Annotated in this window: 13 protein-coding genes, 1 tRNA gene and 1 riboswitch; of the genes, 9 read left to right on the forward strand and 5 right to left on the reverse strand. The window is 54.7% G+C overall.

The window, feature by feature from the left end; genetic code table 11:
- Window positions 1–3: 3 nt before the first annotated feature.
- Window positions 4–90, forward strand: coding sequence for a hypothetical protein (locus ACJAXR_RS09915; protein ID WP_415058218.1), 87 nt, complete (start codon window positions 4–6; stop codon window positions 88–90).
- 73 nt (window positions 91–163) lie between these two features.
- On the forward strand, window positions 164–709 hold the full coding sequence (locus tag ACJAXR_RS09920) for a cysteine hydrolase family protein (RefSeq protein WP_415058098.1): 546 nt from the start codon (window positions 164–166) through the stop codon (window positions 707–709).
- Window positions 710–1,004: 295 nt separating this feature from the next.
- Here the strand turns inward: ACJAXR_RS09920 and ACJAXR_RS09925 are convergent, their stop codons facing one another.
- On the reverse strand, window positions 1,005–1,691 hold the full coding sequence (locus ACJAXR_RS09925; protein ID WP_415058099.1) for a 3'-5' exonuclease: 687 nt from the start codon (window positions 1,689–1,691) through the stop codon (window positions 1,005–1,007).
- 440 nt (window positions 1,692–2,131) lie between these two features.
- Window positions 2,132–2,208 (reverse strand) — tRNA-Arg (locus ACJAXR_RS09930).
- A gap of 200 nt (window positions 2,209–2,408) precedes the next feature.
- On the opposite strand from ACJAXR_RS09930, the gene ACJAXR_RS09935 reads away from it, so the two are divergent.
- Window positions 2,409–2,846, forward strand: coding sequence for a c-type cytochrome (locus tag ACJAXR_RS09935; protein ID WP_415058100.1), 438 nt, complete (start codon window positions 2,409–2,411; stop codon window positions 2,844–2,846).
- Between the two features lie 63 nt (window positions 2,847–2,909).
- Here the strand turns inward: ACJAXR_RS09935 and rep are convergent, their stop codons facing one another.
- The gene (gene rep, locus ACJAXR_RS09940; protein ID WP_415058101.1) at window positions 2,910–4,922 is read right to left on the reverse strand and encodes a DNA helicase Rep; all 2,013 of its coding nucleotides are present in this window, start codon (window positions 4,920–4,922) and stop codon (window positions 2,910–2,912) included.
- A 182-nt stretch (window positions 4,923–5,104) separates the two neighbouring features.
- On the opposite strand from rep, the gene ACJAXR_RS09945 reads away from it, so the two are divergent.
- Window positions 5,105–6,793, forward strand: a complete 1,689-nt coding sequence (locus ACJAXR_RS09945) for a putative bifunctional diguanylate cyclase/phosphodiesterase (protein WP_415058102.1) — start codon at window positions 5,105–5,107, stop codon at window positions 6,791–6,793.
- On the opposite strand, the gene ACJAXR_RS09950 is transcribed toward ACJAXR_RS09945, so the two are convergent.
- Window positions 6,790–8,298 carry a YifB family Mg chelatase-like AAA ATPase gene (locus ACJAXR_RS09950; RefSeq protein ID WP_415058103.1) on the reverse strand — a complete coding sequence of 503 codons (1,509 nt, stop codon included), beginning with the start codon at window positions 8,296–8,298 and terminating at the stop codon, window positions 6,790–6,792. The genes ACJAXR_RS09945 and ACJAXR_RS09950 overlap by 4 nt on opposite strands.
- Window positions 8,299–8,370: 72 nt before the next feature.
- The gene (locus ACJAXR_RS09955) at window positions 8,371–8,628 is read right to left on the reverse strand and encodes an accessory factor UbiK family protein (protein ID WP_415058104.1); all 258 of its coding nucleotides are present in this window, start codon (window positions 8,626–8,628) and stop codon (window positions 8,371–8,373) included.
- A gap of 513 nt (window positions 8,629–9,141) precedes the next feature.
- Here ACJAXR_RS09955 and glnK point away from each other — a divergent pair.
- From glnK to ACJAXR_RS09980, 5 genes are all read left to right on the forward strand, one after another.
- Complete coding sequence (gene glnK / locus ACJAXR_RS09960; RefSeq protein ID WP_096346362.1) at window positions 9,142–9,480, forward strand: P-II family nitrogen regulator; 339 nt, start codon at window positions 9,142–9,144, stop codon at window positions 9,478–9,480.
- Between the two features lie 53 nt (window positions 9,481–9,533).
- Window positions 9,534–10,784 (forward strand): ammonium transporter, encoded by a 1,251-nt coding sequence (locus tag ACJAXR_RS09965; protein ID WP_415058105.1) that lies wholly within the window; start codon window positions 9,534–9,536, stop codon window positions 10,782–10,784.
- 165 nt (window positions 10,785–10,949) lie between these two features.
- Window positions 10,950–11,405, forward strand: coding sequence for a hypothetical protein (locus ACJAXR_RS09970; RefSeq protein ID WP_415058106.1), 456 nt, complete (start codon window positions 10,950–10,952; stop codon window positions 11,403–11,405).
- Between the two features lie 220 nt (window positions 11,406–11,625).
- Window positions 11,626–11,727, forward strand: a riboswitch (guanidine-I (ykkC/yxkD leader).
- 50 nt (window positions 11,728–11,777) lie between these two features.
- The gene (locus tag ACJAXR_RS09975) at window positions 11,778–12,785 is read left to right on the forward strand and encodes an ABC transporter substrate-binding protein (protein ID WP_415058107.1); all 1,008 of its coding nucleotides are present in this window, start codon (window positions 11,778–11,780) and stop codon (window positions 12,783–12,785) included.
- Between the two features lie 72 nt (window positions 12,786–12,857).
- The gene (locus ACJAXR_RS09980; protein ID WP_415058108.1) at window positions 12,858–13,880 is read left to right on the forward strand and encodes a fatty acid desaturase; all 1,023 of its coding nucleotides are present in this window, start codon (window positions 12,858–12,860) and stop codon (window positions 13,878–13,880) included.
- Window positions 13,881–13,883: the final 3 nt, after the last annotated feature.

Genomic DNA, 13,883 nt, shown 5'->3' on the forward strand with positions numbered 1-13,883 from the left:
CTAATTGCCCGGGCGATCCACCAATCCAGCCGCCGCAGTGAGCTGCACCTCGGAGTCCGTTTGCAGAAGCTGGTCGGCGTTCCGATTTAAATTACACGCTGCGTGAAGGTGCGAGCATCCCAGCCTTCACACATCATTTTGATAAGTTGAATGGAGAGCATTCATGAAACAAGGTCTTGTAGTCGTTGATCTGCAGAACGAATACCTGCCTACGGGCAAGTTGCCTTTGACCGGCATTGAAGCGGCCGTGGCGAAAGCTAGCCGGGTAATTGGCCATGCGCGAAATACTGGCATACCTGTTTTTCACATCCGCCATGAAGCCGACACCGAGGGCGCCCCGATATTTGTTAAGGGCTCCACCGGCGCGCAAATCCAGCCGGACGTAGCCCCAGAGGGCCAGGAACCGGTCATCGTTAAAAAGCACATCAACGCCTTTCGCGAAACTGACCTCAAGGCGCAGTTGGATGCTGTCGGCATTGAAGACATTGTTGTTGTTGGTGCCATGAGCCACATGTGCATCGACGCGGTAGTACGTGCAGCGGTGGACATGGGCTACCCGGTGACTGTGCTGCACGACGCCTGCGCCACCATGGATATTACGTTTGGAGACGTTACAGCGCCTGCCGCTCACGCACATGCGGCGGCGATGGCTTCTTTTGAATTTGGCTACGCGACGGTTAAGTCTGTAGACGACTACCTTTCGGCGTGAACGCGTAATCGTGTGGGTTGGCGTTTACTTACAGGTAGACACGACCCATATCGTCCAACAAAAACGGTCCATTGAGCCGTTTTTGTTGGAGACATTAGCGAACCTGTCGAGCCTCGACGGCCAAATTGGTGCGCTCAGGCATATCTTCCCCCCGGTTCTAAACGTCTGCTCCTGCCCAGAGTGTGAAAAACGCCTCGGTAAACCCTTACTATGATTTCCGAGAGTCTTGAATCGCCCCGAGTTTTCAAGACACTTTTGAGCGTCCGCTTTTGGCGTGAAGCGGCCTATGGGCTTATCACTGCGCACAGGGGTCTTGAATAACCTTGGTTTTGGTGTGAGTCAGTTGAAGTGGTGAGCCAAGTGCCCGGAATATCTTCAGCGCTGAGAAGGCATCATTGGCCGCATACAGCAACTGAGATTTCTGCAGTGGACGCATTGCCCAGTTCGAAGTAGTCACCGATTTAGATTTGTTCAGGTTCTGACCCAGCACCACGGCAACAGCGGCTTTGGCGCCTAGACGTTGTCGATACCCGAGTGCGCGCAGTGGTTGAGTCAGTTCTACGTCACCTTGGAGCAAAACCCCGAACTTCCGCCTCAGGTGAGCGCGATCCGACTTCAAGCCAAATCCGACCTTGATAATATCCTTTGAGCCAAGAACCGCTGTCAGAAATTCAATGGGTGGATTGGTGCCGATAGGGACGATATAAGCCCGGTCATTCAGGGCGATCTGCACAACGTGTGGCCCGTCGCTCTTCTCTTCCTTGGTGAATACCGGTTTCGACTCGGTATCGAAGCCAACTACGCCAGCGGCCTGAATCAATGCCAGGGCATCTTTAAACTGATCAAGTGATTCAAGGATGACGATCTGCCCAAGTTGCAGACCTTCAAAAGCAGGTAGCAGTAAGATCTCATCTTTCGTTGGGTGGGGCTTGAGGGTGCTCTTCTTGGAGGGGCTGGCGCTCACATTGACGTCCTTTTTCATCTTAAACTCTGTTTTCAATAAGTCTGTAATCAGCCCTTGGCCACCTCTCAGGTGATCAAGCGGGGGGTTAGCTTTTCGTCGCGAACGGCTGGAACTGACCGACCCTTTGCTGCCGCTGGTAACCGGCAGAAAGCGGCCAAAAGCAGTTTCTTGATTACCTGTATCAAAAGTGGAGTCAGTCACATGAATTATTGCGTGCAAGATGCCTTTGTGTGCGGTCTGAGGCAGTACTCAAGTAAGCTGCGTACTCACTCATCACTCAAACCAGTCGGGCGCTATTTGGGCACAGAAGATTTGAAGGGTTTGCTCGTGATTTGAGCTGGATGTCATGCATTTCTGTATTCGCGCGGTATGTAATTGAGTCTTGGCTGAGTGTGGCAGGAATCAGCGCTTGGCCTTGTCGATTCCGCGGTCGTGCAAGCTGTTGATTTTAAATAAGTTGGTGCACCCGACTGGATTCGAACCAGTGACCATCGCCTTCGGAGGGCGGTACTCTATCCAGCTGAGCTACGGGTGCATTTGAGGGGCGCAATGATACCCATTGATTGGGTCGGCGTCCATGCCTGCGGCTTTCACCCTGTTTTCGCTGTCCCGTGACCCGTTGTCGCGGGTTACAGTTGCTATTTTGTTGGCTGGAGGTTTGCCGGTATACTCGTTTCATTGTTCGGGCATTGCACCCGGGCTCGAAATAACACGCCATGATGAGGATGTTAGGTGATGACTTTGAAAAAACTTCTGGCCGCCTCGGCGGCTCTGCTGGTTCTGGTCGCGGGTGGGGCTTTTGCCGTTTCAATCAATGACAGCATCGCTGAGCGCATCAAACCCTTTGGTCAGGTGTGTGTTGCCGGGGACCCGTGTGCTGATGTGGGTACTATGCCGACTGCTGTGGCTTCTGCTGCTGCGGGTGGCGGGATGCGTACCGGCGATGCAGTCTATGGTCAGTTTTGCACGGCTTGCCACAGCATAGGCATCCTGGGTTCGCCCAAGACCGGTGATACCGCTGCCTGGGAAGCGCGTCTGGCCGCCGCTGGCAGCCTTGACGATCTGGTGACATCTGCGATTAAAGGTGTGGGTGCTATGCCAGCTAATGGCACTTGTGCGGACTGCTCGCGTGAAGAGATTCAGGCTGCTGTGCAGCATATGTCAGGCCTCTAGAAGGCAACTGACGGTACAAAAAAGCTACCTACGGGTGGCTTTTTTGTGAGCGTAACAGGCTGCTCAGGGTTTCGGTCCAAGCATGCTGCGGATGTCTGACAAGGCTGAGTTGCCCCTGGCCTGTTTCTGTTCGGGCGGGGCGTCGTTGGTACCTTCCCATTCCAGATCTTCGGAAGGTAGCTCGTCGAGAAAGCGGCTGGGAAGACAATCGATGATCTCTCCAAATTGCCGGCGTTTCGCCGCATAGGTGAAGGACAATGTACGTTGCGCGCGGGTGATCCCTACGTAAGCCAGGCGACGCTCTTCTTCGACATTGTCTGCTTCAATGCTGGAACGGTGGGGAAGAATTTCTTCTTCCATACCGATAATGAATACGTACGGATACTCCAAACCTTTGGAAGCATGCAAGGTCATCAGTTGCACGCGGTCGGTATCTTCCTCTTCCTCGTGGCGCTCGAGCATATCGCGCAGCACCAGTTTGGCGATGGCATCTTCTATATCGGTCTTACCGGTTTCATCGCGCTCAATGGTGTTTTTCAGTGCCTCGACGAGAAACCAGACGTTACCCATGCGTTTGGCTGCAACATCGTCGCTGGAGCAGTTCTGGCGTAGCCAGTTCTCATAATCGAGATCATTCACCATGGCACGCAGAGCGTCGATTGGATCCCCTTCGCTGCATTTTGTGCGTACCCCGTCGAGCCATTTGCCGAAACGCTGTAACCGCTCGCAATAGCGGGGCTCCAGGTGTTCGGCCAGGCCCATTTCGCTACAGGCACTAAACAGACTTACGTTTCGCTGCGTTGCATAGGTGCCGAGTTTCTCCAGTGTGGCGGGGCCGATCTCACGGCGCGGTACGTTGATTACCCGCAGCAGTGCGTTATCGTCATCGGGGTTCACCAGTAGACGAAAATAGGCCATCAGATCCTTCACTTCCTGACGACTGAAAAAGCTGGTGCCGCCGGAGAGGTGATAGGGGATCTGGTGGTGTTGCAGCTTGAGCTCAAGTAGGCGCGACTGATAGTTACCACGATAAAGAATAGCGAAATCCTTCCAGGCGCGTTTGTGTTTGAGGTGCTGGGTCTGGATGTCGGTAGCGACACGCTCGCATTCCATTTCCTCATTGCGACAGCGAATCACACGGATTGGATCGCCAAAGCCCAGTTCGCTCCAGAGCTTCTTTTCAAACACATGCGGATTGTTCGCAATCAGGGTGTTAGCGGCTTTGAGGATGCGGCTGGTCGATCGGTAGTTTTGCTCGAGCATGACCACTTTGAGTGCGGGGAAGTCATCCTTGAGCTGCGCCAGATTTTCCGGCCGAGCGCCGCGCCAGGCATAGATAGACTGATCATCGTCGCCAACCACGGTAAAGCGCGCCTGTTGGCCGACCAGCATTTTGACCAGCAGATATTGGCTGGCGTTGGTGTCCTGATATTCATCGACGAGCATATAGCGAATGCGAAACTGCCATTTTTCAAGAACATCGGGGTGTTCTTGAAAGAGCGCCACCGGGACCAGAATCAAGTCGTCGAAGTCGACTGCGTTATACGCTTTCAAGGTGCGGTTGTAATGCATGTAGACGCTGGCTGCTGTCTGCTCCTGTGGCGTCTTGGCCTGCGCCAGCGCTTGATCGGGGCTGATCAGGTCGTTTTTCCAGTTGGAGATCTGTGCCTGAATGCCTTCGGTACCTTCATCTGCGCCATAATCGCGGTGCATCAGGTCAGTAATGAGTGCCTGGGCATCCTGTTGATCAAAGATCGAGAAGCCGGGCTTGTAACCGAGGCGCTTGTGCTCCTTGCGGATAATGTTCAGGCCGAGGTTATGAAAGGTGGAAACAGTCAGCCCTCGCGCTTCGTTACCCTTTATAAGCAGGCTGACGCGCTCCTTCATCTCCCGTGCCGCCTTGTTGGTAAAAGTCAGGGCAACGATGTTCTGAGCCTTGATCCCGCAGTCGCGCACCAGATAGGCGATCTTGCGCGTGATCACACTGGTCTTGCCGCTTCCAGCGCCAGCCAGGACCAACAGAGGACCGCTAATATAGTTAACGGCTTCCAGTTGACGGGGGTTGAGCTTGGCCACCAGCGATGATCTCCTGTATCAAGGGGCGTGAATAGTACGCGAAATACGCCACATAGCAGAGTAACGCGAAAATTTAGCTTTGGTAGTTGATCATTCTTTAGGTATAACTTACTTTAGGTATAACTTACTTTAAGTGTAATGCTCTATATGCTTAATTTATATGAACACTTTAGGGAGAGAAAGTGATTGCCGAGCGCCAAAGGCAGCGGGTGATTCTGCTCGACAGTGATGGGGGTGCCTCGATGCAGCTTTGTCGTCGACTGTTATCCGTGAAAAACTGCCCTTTCGATCTCGTGCCTGTCGAGAGCTGGGCTGCTGCGCAAGCGTTGGTAGACTGTGGCGATATCGAAGCTATTCTGACTCGAACCGACTTCCTGGGTGACGCCCGTAAATTCGGACTTCCGGTTATTCATCTGTCCGTAGAGCCTGAGTTTGATCGATCCCCTGAAGCCCTCTGCGATAGCTTGTGGGATCAGTCCAGTGCGAGCGAGTTTATCCGCTGCTTCCAATACGCCATCGAGCGCCAGGCGCTTAAAACCGCTCTCGATCGGGCCTCCAGTTACGACCCCCTAACCGGTGTATGCAATCGTTTTATGGTGCAGGATCGACTGAAGCAAGGTATGCGACGGGCGCTGCGGACCAATCAACCTTTGGCGTTGATGTTTGTCGATCTGGATAATTTTCGCCATGTCAACGAGACGCTGGGCCACGGCGCGGGTGACAGCATCATTAAAGAAGTAGTGGCGCGTCTGCGAGGTATCCTGCGCAATACAGATACCGTAGGCCGCATGGGCAGTGACGAATTTGCCATTATCATTGAAGATTATTCCCGCGCAAGCAACTTGCTGCAAATTGCCCAGAAGTTGGTCAGCGAGCTAGCTGAGCCTTTTTTGGTCGAGCAAGAGAGTCTTTTGCTTGGCTGCAGTGTCGGTATTGCGACTTACCCTGAAGGCGGGCAGACGGTCGATACTCTGACGTTGCATGCCAATATGGCAATGCTGCAGGCCAAAAGGCAGCGCGGCTGCAATTACCACTTTTATGATGACCGAATCAATTTGCAGGCTAACAGCCTGATCGAATTCGAAACTTCCTTGCGTCAGGCGTTGCGTCGCAACCAGATGGAGCTTCATTACCAGCCACGAGTGAACCTGGCTTCTGGCAGGATTGTGGGCCTGGAGGGACTGATACGCTGGCGCCACCCGGAGCGGGGTCTGCTTGGGCCAAATGAATTCATCCCGCTGGCGGAGGAAACCGGTCTTATTGTGCCTATGGGTTATTGGGTTATAGCCAGGGCCTGTCACGATTTAGCCAGGTTGCACAGCCGTCGCCAGCCGCCGATTCATGTGGCAGTCAATGTGTCCTTTCGCCAGTTCCAGGACAGCCAGCTACTGCCAACCGTAAAGCGGCTGCTGGAGAAGACCAGTATCGACCCACGTTGGTTGGAGTTCGAGCTGACCGAAACTGCGGTGATGCAGAACCCCGATCAGGTGCTGGCGACCATGAAGGGCATGACCGGTCTGGGTGTGCGTTTCTCACTGGACGACTTTGGTACTGGCTTTTCATCTTTTATGCATCTGCAGCGACTGCCGATCGATTTGCTCAAGATCGATCGCAGTTTCGTCAAGGGGATTACCGATACCCCTTCGGATAAGCAACTGGTTGGTGCGATGATCGAGTTGGGTCACAGTCTGGATCTGGAAGTGGTCGCCGAAGGCGTTGAGCACCGGCAACAGTTGGCTCAGTTGCGAGCGCTGGGCTGTGACCAGGTTCAGGGTTTCTTTATCAGTCCGGCTTTGCCGTTCGACGAGCTCTGCTATTTCATGGATGCTTATAATATGGGCCGTGAAGAAACAAAGTTCGGCGCCTCCTAAACGTCGGCACGTCGATCCAGCTGGCGGTATTGTAAAGCTTCGGCCAGGTGTCGCCGCGCAAGCGTAACAGAAGGCTCAAGATCAGCCAGCGTTCGGGCTACCTTTAAGGCTCTGTGGCTGGCGCGGTGAGACAGACCCAGTCGGTCGATCGCTTTTTCCAGCCATTGGGCATCCTCTTCTTCGAGCGCGCAGTGGTCGCGCAGGCCGGCCAGATCGATATGGGCATTGAGACATCCTTGCCGATCTTGCTGAAGGGCTCGGGCCTTTTGCACCTGAATTCTCACGGTCTGACTGTCAGGAACACCTCGATGTTTGCCGGCCATACTGAAAGGCTCGTTATGCATGGCCAGATGCAGGTCGATGCGATCAAGCAGGGGGCCTGACAGTTTACTGCGGTAGCGTTGTATCTGCTCCGGTGTGCAACGGCAGCGTCCGGACGGATCGCCCTGGTAACCGCATGGGCACGGATTCATTGCGGCGATGAGCTGAAAGCGTGCAGGAAAGCTGAGCGTCTCCCTTGCCCGGGCAATGTGGATAACACCAGACTCCATTGGTTCGCGCAACATCTCCAGCACCTTGCGATCAAACTCGGGGAATTCATCCAGAAATAGCACCCCGTTATGCGCCCGGCTGATTTCACCCGGACGCGGCTGGCTACCGCCGCCGACCAGCGCTGCGGCTGATGCACTATGATGGGGCGCTCGAAAGGGGCGCAGCGGCCATCGCTGCAGCGGACCCTGATTACATACCGATTGTACCGCAGCTACTTCCAGCGCTTCGTCTTCGCTGAGAGGCGGGAGAATCCCTGGCAGACGGCTGGCGAGGAGCGTTTTGCCGGTCCCGGGTGGGCCAAAGAGCAGAAGGTTGTGGCCACCACTAGCGGCAACAATCAGCGCCCGCTTGGCTTGAGCCTGGCCTTGCACTTCAGCCAGGTCAGCCAGGCCTTGTTCGGCTTCGGGGATGCTGCCGGACGGTATCGGGACAATTTCCCTTTCACCGCGCAGATGCTCGCAGAGCTCAAGCAGATGATCAGCAGCGATGATATTGACACCCCTGACCAGGGCTGCTTCTGCGGCGTTGGCGCGAGGCAGCACAAGAGTGCGTCCGGCGTCTCGGCACGCCAAGGCTGCGGGGAGCACACCCTGAACTGGCCGCAAGTCTCCTGACAGCGCCAGCTCACCCAGACATTCGCAATGTGCCAGGCAATCGGCGGGTATCTGCCCACTCGCAGCCAGCATGCCCAGCGCGATCGCCAGATCGAAACGTCCGCCTTCCTTGGGCAGATCGGCAGGGGCGAGATTGATGGTGATGCGTTTCAGGCTCGGAAAGTCCAGACGGGCGTTCTGCAGAGCGCTGCGTACCCGGTCCTTGCTTTCGCGTACCGCTGTTTCAGGCAAGCCGACCAGGGTCAGACTGGGCATGCCGTTGGCCAGGTGCACTTCAACCGTGACTGGTGGCGCCGAGATACCCAACTTTGCACGGCTGTGGACGATAGCTAGGGACATGATCACTCCTTGATCGGTCCGCACTGTTGATTAGCCTGCGATTGGCACAGGCGTAATCATGTCTTTCGACGATCAGGCAGACGGTGGTTGCGGGCGCTGCTCCATTTCGGTAACACGCCGTTCCAGGGCCTCCAGACGCTCACGGGTGCGTTGTAATACGACTTGCTGGGTTTCAAATTCATCCCGGCTGACTACGTCCAGTTTTGCCAACGCGCTTTGTAAAAGCGACTTGAGGTGTTTCTCGACGTCCGGAGCAGGCAAGCTTTTTTCGCTCATCAGCAGGCGGGTTGCCTGGCTGCTGACGGCATCGATCAAGACTTTGTGCAACATGGTTTCAATCCTGCCCTGTATCGGTGGAGTTGGCCTACTACGCCCGGCTGGCGACAAAGTACTCAGCTTATCATCCAGACCGACTTTCGTCCTGCGGCGGTTGTGATCAATTCATGCGCGATATAGGTACACCCTTAATAGCATGTGCACCGATATGGTGCGCATGCGGGGGCTGGCCAATTGCCTCGGCACTGTAAAAAATAGCTAAGATAATGATTTTAATAAAAAAAATAAAACTGGCAGGATATCTGCAACGCACCATACAGGTGAAACAGGCGAGATAACCTTAACTGGGCATCACACCTCAAGCCAGCGTGACTCTGTTAAAAGCGGTAAAGGGAGCACTGAAACATGGAGCATTTGACTGTGGCTAAAGTGGCTGTTGTCCAGCACGTTATTGCCGGCATGTCGGGTTGCTGCATTGGATCTGTGCATTGTCCGTTTCTAAAAGCCTCTAACTCGGCATAGACTGGTCCTGTCCCCCAGGGCAGTCCATCAATCGGGAGAATTACAATGAAATTAGTAACGGCTGTTATCAAGCCTTTCAAGCTGGACGATGTGCGCGAAGCGCTATCGGAGATCGGCGTACAGGGCATCACAGTAACTGAGGTCAAGGGTTTTGGCCGGCAGAAAGGTCATACCGAGCTGTATCGCGGCGCTGAATACGTAGTCGATTTTTTGCCCAAGGTGAAAATCGATGTGGCCATTGGTGACGATATGCTCGACCGCGTCATTGAAGCCATTACCAAGGCGGCTAACACCGGCAAGATCGGCGACGGCAAGATTTTCGTAGTCAATCTGGAACAGGCTGTCCGTATCCGTACCGGAGAGACAGGCACAGACGCAGTCTGACGGCTCCGTTCGTCCACTGAATGCAGTAACCAAGCCTATTTGGGGGGCTTATTATGGAAGACATCGTACAAATCAAGTATGCACTTGATACGTTTTATTTTTTGATCTGCGGCGCACTGGTTATGTGGATGGCGGCTGGTTTCGCCATGCTCGAGGCTGGTCTGGTACGTGCAAAGAACACCACCGAGATTCTTACCAAGAACATCACGCTGTATGCGATTGCCAGCGTCATGTATCTGGTGGTGGGCTATTACATTATGTATTCAGGCGACGAGGGCGGCATCATGCCTAACCTGGGCGTGCTGATTGGTGCCGAAAACACCCCTGCCGATGTATTGGCTGGCGGTGATGACGCGCCCTACTACTCCTCACGTGCTGACTTCTTCTTCCAGGTCGTGTTCGTCGCTACCGCGATGTCCATCGTATCGGGTGCTGTTGCCGAGCGTATGAAGCTGTTCGCATTTCTTACCTTCGCGGTGGTCATGACCGGCTTTATCTATCCAATCCAGGGCTACTGGAGCTGGGGTGGTGGTTTCCTCTCCGAAGCAGGCTTCAGCGATTTTGCCGGCTCGGGCATTGTTCACCTTGCAGGCGCCTCTGCAGCGCTGGCTGGCGTACTGGTTCTGGGTCCCCGTAAGGGCAAGTATGGCTCTGCCGGACAGATCAATGCGATCCCCGGTGCCAATCTGCCTCTGGCTACCCTGGGTACCTTCATCCTTTGGTTGGGCTGGTTCGGTTTCAACGGCGGTTCGCAGTTGATCGTATCCAACATTGAAGATGCCAACGCGGTTGCTCAGGTGTTTGTTAACACCAACGCATCCGCTGCCGGTGGTCTGATCGCAGCTCTGATTGTTGCCCGTATCCTGTTCGGCAAAGCCGACCTCACCATGGCGCTTAACGGTGCGCTGGCTGGTCTGGTTGCAATCACGGCTGACCCACTGTCGCCCGGCGGTTTTCAGGCTACTTTGATTGGTGCAGTTGGTGGTGTTCTGGTTGTGTTCTCGATTCTCGCACTGGACAAGATCAAGATTGACGATCCGGTCGGCGCAATTTCGGTCCATGGTGTTGTGGGTATCTGGGGTGTGCTGGCGGTTCTTCTGACCAACGCAGATGCAACGATCGGTGGCCAGTTACTGGGTATCGTCACCATCTTCCTATGGGTCTTCGTCACCAGCCTGATTCTCTGGGCTATCCTCAAGGCGGTCATGGGTATCCGTGTCACCGAAGAGGAAGAGTACGGTGGGGTTGATCTGTCAGAGTGCGGGATGGAAGCGTACCCTGAGTTCACCAGCAGCAAGAATTGAAACTGGTGTAACGTAATAGCGGTAATTAACAGGGCGCCCTCGGGCGCCCTGTTTCGTTTACACATAAGCGTGAAGAGCGGCTGTTGTCTACGCTGGTGGCTAAACTAACTGCTCTGGACGCAGTCACATGCCTACTTGGGATCCTTAACTTGAAGGGAACACTACATGAAGGCAGAGACCTTTGAAGATCTGATTAAATGGAATGCGGGCGTACATGACATGCTGGCTGATCGCATGCACAAAGGTGCCGAGGTCAACGGCGACGAGCGAGCCAAAGGGCTGTTGATCTACCTGGCTGGGCACGAGCAGACACTTGCTAATATTGTACGCAAGGTCGGTGGTCACGCAGATGACAAAGCCTTGAACACTTGGCTTTACGAGCACTTGAGTGAAGAGTTGTTGCCCAAGCATGATCTCAAAGTAGATTTCAACAACTGGGACTATGAACGCATCAGCAAAACAGTATTCGATATTCATAATCAGATTATTGATCTCTACCGTTCCTTGCTCGAACGCGCGCCTATCCCCGAAGCCGGCGAGGTAATGCGGGAACTCTATGACATGCAAAAGCACGAAACCCTCCGTCTGGCCGATCAGGTCAATAACGGACGCTCGCTTTAGGAGCGTCCCGTTTCACGTTGAGCATAATTGCACCCAGACTGGGCATTTTCGATCTCTGGGATTATGTGACATTCCCGGTCTGTATTTCTCAGAAAGCAGTAAGCTACTGAATTAAAAACATATTTACCGTATTTTTAGCAGACTGGCACTAAGCATGCATTGGTTAGTAATGAATCGGGATGAGTCTGAGTACTCATGGCGCGTCACACACAGGAGTAGCACCAAGGCGAACTAGGGTTCCGGTCTGTTTACAGATGTCTGGTCCGAGAGTTTTCCGGCTCTCAGGACGAGAGCTACACGGCGGGATAAAAGCCCGGGAGATCGTCATACCGACGCGCCCCGAACTTTTTCCAACCGTGCAGGAGTCTGACCATGACCACCCCTTTGATCCGTTCTATCCGCAAGTCCGTGGCTGGTGCCAGTCTGGCCGCCGCTGCTCTGATTGCTCCCTTTGCTGCTCAAGCAGATGACACGCTGACTATAGGTACTGTGGTCTGGGCCGGCTATGGGCCGTTCTACGTGGCAGATGAGCTTGATCTGTATGAGCAGTTCGGTCTCGATGTCGAGCTGCAGTTCTTCAATGATCCGGCGCTGATCCCGTCCGCCATGGCCAGTCGCGCCGTGGACGGTGGCATGCTTACCTATGATCAAGTCGTGGGTTCCGTAGCCAAGGGGTTGAACCACAAAGTTGTTATGCCGATCGACTTCTCCGATGGCGGCGATGCGATAGTCGCAGACAAATCGATCACTTCAGTTGCCGACTTCAAGGGTAAGCAGGTGGGCTATAACCCGCTTTCGCCCTCGGATTTCCTCCTCGCTTACGCGCTGCAGGTCAACGGCATGAGTGAGAAGGATATTCGTCCCGTCAACATGACCCCCGAGGCTATTCCCAGCGCCATGGCATCGGGCAATCTGCCGATAGGCGTAACCTACGAGCCCAACGTATCACAGATAGTCGGCATGGGTGACGGCGAGCGCTTCCACGTGGTGTATTCCTCCAAGGAAGCACCCGGTCTGATCACTGATGTGCTGGCGTTTGATGAGAAAGTGATTGCTGATCGAGAGAAAGCCATCACCGCCATGATCAAAGGCTATCAGGCCGGTCTGGACTACATGGAAGCCAATCCTGAGGAGTCCGCCATCATTATCGGCAAAGTGCTGGGTGTGAGTGGCCCCGAGGCAACCGAGCAGATGGATGGCGTGTACAACATCCCTTTGGATGAGATGGCGCAGATATTCGAGCCTTCTGACTCCACCATGTCGTTCTACGGCAGTGGCGCGGTGATCGCCGATATCTTGGTCAAGAATCAACAAATCCCTGCAGCGCCCGACTTTGGTGACACCTTTGACGCCAGCTTTGTTGACGCCCTGAACGAATAACTCTGACCTGAGTACAGCAGATGCTGCCGAGCCTCGGCAGCATCTAAGATGATCTGGTCAATCGGAGAACCCATGTCCAATCCCAAGCCTCTTTTTCGTTATACCGACGGCCCCGTGCCCAACGCGCTGGCCATGACTTACAGTCTGGTGGGTTACGGTCTGGGTATCGGCTTGCTGCTTGCTGATTCCTGGTTGCTCAAAGCCGGCGGCACGCTGCTCGTTGCCCATGCGATGATCATCGGTGCTTATCTGATGCACGAGTTTGCCCACGGCACCATTTTCAGCAAGCCGGTACACAACGCCCGCGCAGGCATGGTGTTCAGCTGGATGACGGGCGGCTGTTATGCCGAGTTTCAGGATCTGCGGCGCAAGCACATGCGCCATCACGTGGACCGTGCCGACGTGCTTACCTTTGACAGCAAGCAGTTTATCAATGGACTGCCGGTCTGGGTCCGCAAGATCATTCTGGTGTTGGAGTGGGCCTACATTCCGGCTGTTGAACTGCTGCTGCACACCTATGTGATTCTGTTGCCCTTTCTCGAAAGCAGCGATAAACAGCGTGCGCGCCGTCCTGCGGTAGCAGTGACGCTGGCGGTTCGCGTGGCGGCTTTTGCGCTGCTTGGCTGGCTCTCTCCGGCCGCACTGGTGCTCTACACGGTAGCCTGGTTGATGATGATCACCGTACTGCGTTTTACCGATGCCTATCAGCACACCTATGACGCCTTCGCGGTACTTGAGGAGGGTGACATCCCCGCTGACAAGTTGCGTGACCGGGCCTACGAACAGCAAAACACCTTCAGCAACCTGGTCTCACTACGCTGGCCTGTGTTGAATTTGCTGGTGCTCAACTTCAGTTATCACAACGCGCATCACGAGAAACCCGTTGCGCCCTGGTACCGCCTTCCTGCGCTGCACGCGCAGCTGTATACCGACGGTTACCGGCAGATTGTGCCGATGAAAGAACTGATCAGTGGCTTCCACCGTCACCGGCTGCGCCGAGTCACCGATGACGACTATGGTCACTTCGGGGAAGGTCCGAAGCGGGCCGAGGGGTTTTATGGCGCCGTGGGCGTATCCTTCCTGACAGCGGTCTGATCC

This window comes from Halopseudomonas sp. (assembly GCF_047631575.1).
In the GTDB taxonomy this organism is placed as follows: Bacteria; Pseudomonadota; Gammaproteobacteria; order Pseudomonadales; family Pseudomonadaceae; genus Halopseudomonas.

What these genes read in the sequence shown, in the direction of transcription:
- glnK (WP_096346362.1), top strand. Translation starts at nt 9,142, where the DNA reads ATGAAATTAGTAACGGCTGTTATCAAGCCTTTCAAGCTGGACGATGTG.
- ACJAXR_RS09980 (WP_415058108.1), top strand. Translation starts at nt 12,858, where the DNA reads ATGTCCAATCCCAAGCCTCTTTTTCGTTATACCGACGGCCCCGTGCCC.
- ACJAXR_RS09970 (WP_415058106.1), top strand. Translation starts at nt 10,950, where the DNA reads ATGAAGGCAGAGACCTTTGAAGATCTGATTAAATGGAATGCGGGCGTA.
- ACJAXR_RS09975 (WP_415058107.1), top strand. Translation starts at nt 11,778, where the DNA reads ATGACCACCCCTTTGATCCGTTCTATCCGCAAGTCCGTGGCTGGTGCC.
- ACJAXR_RS09965 (WP_415058105.1), top strand. Translation starts at nt 9,534, where the DNA reads ATGGAAGACATCGTACAAATCAAGTATGCACTTGATACGTTTTATTTT.
- ACJAXR_RS09925 (WP_415058099.1), bottom strand. Translation starts at nt 1,691, where the DNA reads ATGAAAAAGGACGTCAATGTGAGCGCCAGCCCCTCCAAGAAGAGCACC.
- ACJAXR_RS09955 (WP_415058104.1), bottom strand. Translation starts at nt 8,628, where the DNA reads ATGTTGCACAAAGTCTTGATCGATGCCGTCAGCAGCCAGGCAACCCGC.
- ACJAXR_RS09935 (WP_415058100.1), top strand. Translation starts at nt 2,409, where the DNA reads ATGACTTTGAAAAAACTTCTGGCCGCCTCGGCGGCTCTGCTGGTTCTG.
- ACJAXR_RS09950 (WP_415058103.1), bottom strand. Translation starts at nt 8,298, where the DNA reads ATGTCCCTAGCTATCGTCCACAGCCGTGCAAAGTTGGGTATCTCGGCG.
- ACJAXR_RS09920 (WP_415058098.1), top strand. Translation starts at nt 164, where the DNA reads ATGAAACAAGGTCTTGTAGTCGTTGATCTGCAGAACGAATACCTGCCT.